General features: G+C 71.0%; 5 protein-coding genes. All 5 read left to right on the top strand.

The genetic code is table 11. The features are described from left to right. Window positions 1-1,005, top strand: a 1,005-nt coding sequence (locus ACLQ6X_RS07175; protein WP_411699490.1) for a sensor histidine kinase, incomplete at its 5' end; no start/stop codon positions are given. Continuing rightward, the gene (locus ACLQ6X_RS07180; RefSeq protein ID WP_411699491.1) at window positions 1,006-1,668 is read left to right on the top strand and encodes a response regulator; all 663 of its coding nucleotides are present in this window, start codon (window positions 1,006-1,008) and stop codon (window positions 1,666-1,668) included. It abuts the gene before it with no gap. A 129-nt stretch (window positions 1,669-1,797) separates the two neighbouring features. Further along, window positions 1,798-2,142, top strand: a complete 345-nt coding sequence (locus ACLQ6X_RS07185; RefSeq protein ID WP_411699492.1) for an SHOCT domain-containing protein — start codon at window positions 1,798-1,800, stop codon at window positions 2,140-2,142. 52 nt (window positions 2,143-2,194) lie between these two features. Continuing rightward, window positions 2,195-3,109 carry a sensor histidine kinase gene (locus ACLQ6X_RS07190; protein WP_411699493.1) on the top strand — a complete coding sequence of 305 codons (915 nt, stop codon included), beginning with the start codon at window positions 2,195-2,197 and terminating at the stop codon, window positions 3,107-3,109. After that, entirely contained in the window at window positions 3,106-3,492 is a 387-nt protein-coding gene (locus ACLQ6X_RS07195) for a response regulator transcription factor (RefSeq protein ID WP_411699494.1), read from the top strand. The genes ACLQ6X_RS07190 and ACLQ6X_RS07195 overlap by 4 nt, the downstream gene beginning before the upstream one ends. Window positions 3,493-3,653: the final 161 nt, after the last annotated feature.

The raw sequence follows: 3,653 nt of genomic DNA on the forward strand, positions 1-3,653 counted from the left end.
GTCGCGCTCATCGGCGCGCGCCGGTTTCCCGGCCCGGTCGTCGCGATCGTGGCGGCCGCGGCGGGCGCCGACCTGCTGCTCGCCAGCGGCACCGACGGTCCGCCGTACATCTCTTTCGCCTTCGCCATCGGCGCGGCGATCGTGCGCGGGGCTCGACTGTGGGCGTGGATCTCGATCGCCGTCGCCTGGGTCGGCACCATCGCCCTGTCGTCGATCTTCGGGCTCGACTGGCAGCCGTGGCGCATCGTCGGCATCACGATCGGAATCCTGCTCGTCGTCGGCGCCGCCGAGGGGGTGCGCAACCGCCGCGACCGTCTCGAACGGTTTCGGGCGACGATCGCCACCCGCCGGCAGAGCGAGGTGCAGGCCGAGCGCGTGCGCATCGCCCGCGAACTGCACGACGTGCTGGCCCATTCGCTCAGCCAGATCAACGTGCAGGCGAGTGTCGGCCTGCACCTCATGGACAAGCAGCCGGAGAAGGCCGCCGCCGCCCTCGCCAGCATCAAGGAGACGAGCAAGACCGCCCTCGACGAGGTGCGCTCGGTGCTCGGCGTGCTGCGCGCAGAGGCCGGCACCGACCCGGGCGCCCCGCTCGTGCCCGAACCCGACCTCTCCCGCCTGGCCGGCCTCGCGGCATCCGTCACCTCGCAGGGAGTCGACGTGACGCTCGACAACCGGCTCGGCGCCGCGCCGCAGGCGGTTCAGCTCGCGGTGTACCGCATCGTGCAGGAGTCGCTCACGAACGTCGTTCGCCACGCGCGGGCGACCAGCGCTCTGGTCGTGCTCGAGGAGGTCGGCGGCGAGTACCGGGTGAGCGTCACCGACGACGGCGAGGGCGTCTCCGCCCAGTCCGAGAGATCCGGCGGCCGGGGCCTGCTCGGCATGCACGAGCGCGCCGAGCTGCTCGGCGGCACCCTCGACGCCGGGCCGGCCCCCGGGCGCGGCTTCCGCGTCGTCGCCACCATCCCGAAGAAAACCTCCGATTCCGAGAAAGACGGTGCCTGAGTGATCCGCGTAGCGATAGCCGACGACCAGCAGCTCATCCGCGGCGGCTTCCGCAGCCTGCTCGAGTCGGAGGACGACATCGAGGTGGTCGGCGAGGCCGGAACGGGGGTCGAGGCGGTCGCGCTGGTCGGCGCGCAACGACCCGACGTGGTTCTGATGGACATTCGGATGCCCGACGGTGACGGCCTCTGGGCGACGGAGCAGATCGCCGCCAACCCCGACCTCGGGGCCACGCACATCGTGATCGTCACCACGTTCGAGCTGGACGAATACGTGGGGCAGGCCATCCGCGCGGGCGCCAGCGGGTTCCTGGTGAAAGATACCGAGCCGGTCGAGCTCATCCGCGCCGTGCGCGTGGTGGCCGGCGGTGACGCGCTGCTCAGCCCCGGCGTCACCAAGCGGCTGCTCGAGCGCATAGCGGGCGACCTGCGCGAGGCGCCGAACACCGCGCGGCTCGACGTGCTCACCGACCGGGAACGCGAGGTGCTCGGGCTCGTCGGCCTCGGGCTCACCAACGAAGAGATCGGCCGTTCGCTGTTCCTGAGCCCGCTCACCGCCAAGACCCACGTCTCGCGCATCATGTCGAAGCTCGCCGCGCGCGACCGCGTGCAGCTCGTCGTCGTGGCGTACGAGACCGGGCTCGTCGTTCCGGGCCGAGCGTAGTACGCCGCCCGCCCGCGGTGCTCCCGGCGGAGTAGCGCGGGTGCCGCCGCCGGGCAGATTCGCATCCTCGGTCAGGCCGCGAGGCTGGAGTCAGTGGTTCCGACGGAACCCCCGACGAATGGATTACCCGTGATATCAACACTCACCGCTGCGTCGATCGCCGCCCACGCGGGCGGACCGTGGGGCGGGGGATTCGGCTGGTTCTTCCTGCTGATCCCGCTGTTCTGGATCGCGTTCTTCGCACTGATCTTCGCGATCGTGCGCCGCTCGCGCCGCGCCGCCTGGGGCGCGGGCTACGGGCCAGGCTCCGGCTTCGGTCCCGGCTTCGGACCGCGCTGGGCCCAGCCCGGACGCGCCGCCGAGTCGACCCTCGCCGAGCGCTTCGCCCAGGGCGACATCAACGAGCAGGAGTACCGCGCCCGCCTGGAGGTGCTGCGCGCCAACAGCGACTACGGCGATCCGACCCGCAAGTGACCCACGCGCTAGTCTCTCTCTTGGCCGGTTCCGGTCAAGAGGGAGACACCGCGTGAACACCTGGATCGACGAGAACTCGATGGTTCTCATCATCGCGCTGGCCACCGCCGGCGCGATCCTCCTCGTCGCCTCCCTCGTGCTGCTGGCGCTCTGGCTGCGTGCCCGCCGGTTGCGGGCGCGGGAGCGCGCGAGGCGCATCCGGCTCGAAAGAGAACGCAACGACGCCGAACTGACCCTCGCCGAGCAGAACGGGCGGCTGCGCATCATCCGCGAGCTGCACGAGGTGTCGGTGCACGACATGTCGGTGATCATCGGCCAGGCCGACGGCGCCCGGTACGCGGGTGAATCCGACCCGACGGCCGCGGTGCGCGCCGCAGCGGTCATCGCCGACGTGGCCCGCTCCACTCTCGCCGACCTGCGCCGCGTGATGACCGTCGTGCGCGAGGCCGAGGTCGACGTCGACGTGCATCCCGCTCTGAAGAGCACCCGCGGACTCGTCAAACTCAGGACCGAGGCCGGCCTGCGCATCACCTTCGAGGAGACGGGGGAGCGCTACGACCTCAACCCGGGCGCCGAGCTCGCGGTCTACCGCATCCTGCAGGAGTCACTCGACAACGCACTGAAGCACGGAGGCGAGGGCACCGAGGTGACCGTGGTCTTCACCTGGACCGAGGAGGGCTTCCAGCTGCGGGTCGACGACGACGGCGTGCGCAACGAGCTGCGCCGCTCGGGGCTCAACCCCAACGACGCGTCGCAGCACCGGCCGGGCGAGATCGACGACGACCTGTTCGCGCTCACCGGAGTCATCGGCGGCGCCGGAATCACCGAGATGCGCGAGCGCACCGAGCTCTTCGGCGGCGTCTTCACCGCGACGCTCAACGCCGGGGTCGGGTTCTCGATCGCCGCGAGCTTCCCCTCCATCCGGTACCACAACGGCGTGCACGGGGTAAATCTGGACCCGCAGTGATCACGGTCCTCATCGCCGACGACCAGCCGCTGCAGCGCGCTGGACTGCGCATGGTGCTCGGTTCGCAGCCCGATATCGAGGTGGTCGGCGAGGCCGGCGACGGCGCGCAGGCGCTCGCCCAGGTGCGGCGCACGCGCACGGACGTCGTGCTGATGGACCTCCGGATGCCACGGGTCAACGGTCTCGTCGCGAGCGAACGCATTACCGGCGACGCGCGGGTGCTCGCCCTCGGGCCCGCACCCCGGATCATCCTGATCACGGCCCTCGAACTCGACGAACACGTGCCGGGTGCGGCCGACGCCGGTGTCTACGCCATGGTCTACAAAGACGTCGAGCCCGAGGTGCTGCTGTCGATGGTGCGGGCGGCCGCGGCGAACCCGTAGCCGCCCGAGACGCTACTCGTCGAGGTTGTCGACCCCGGGCAGCCACTCGAGGCCGTCGACGCCCCAGCCCTCGCGGCGCACGGCTTTGGCGGCCGCCTTGGCGTGCTTGGTCTCGAGACGGTCGGCGTAGAGGATGCCGTCGAGGTGGTCGTACTCGTGCT

The organism is Conyzicola sp., from assembly GCF_046714715.1.
Lineage (GTDB): Bacteria > Actinomycetota > Actinomycetes > Actinomycetales > Microbacteriaceae > Conyzicola.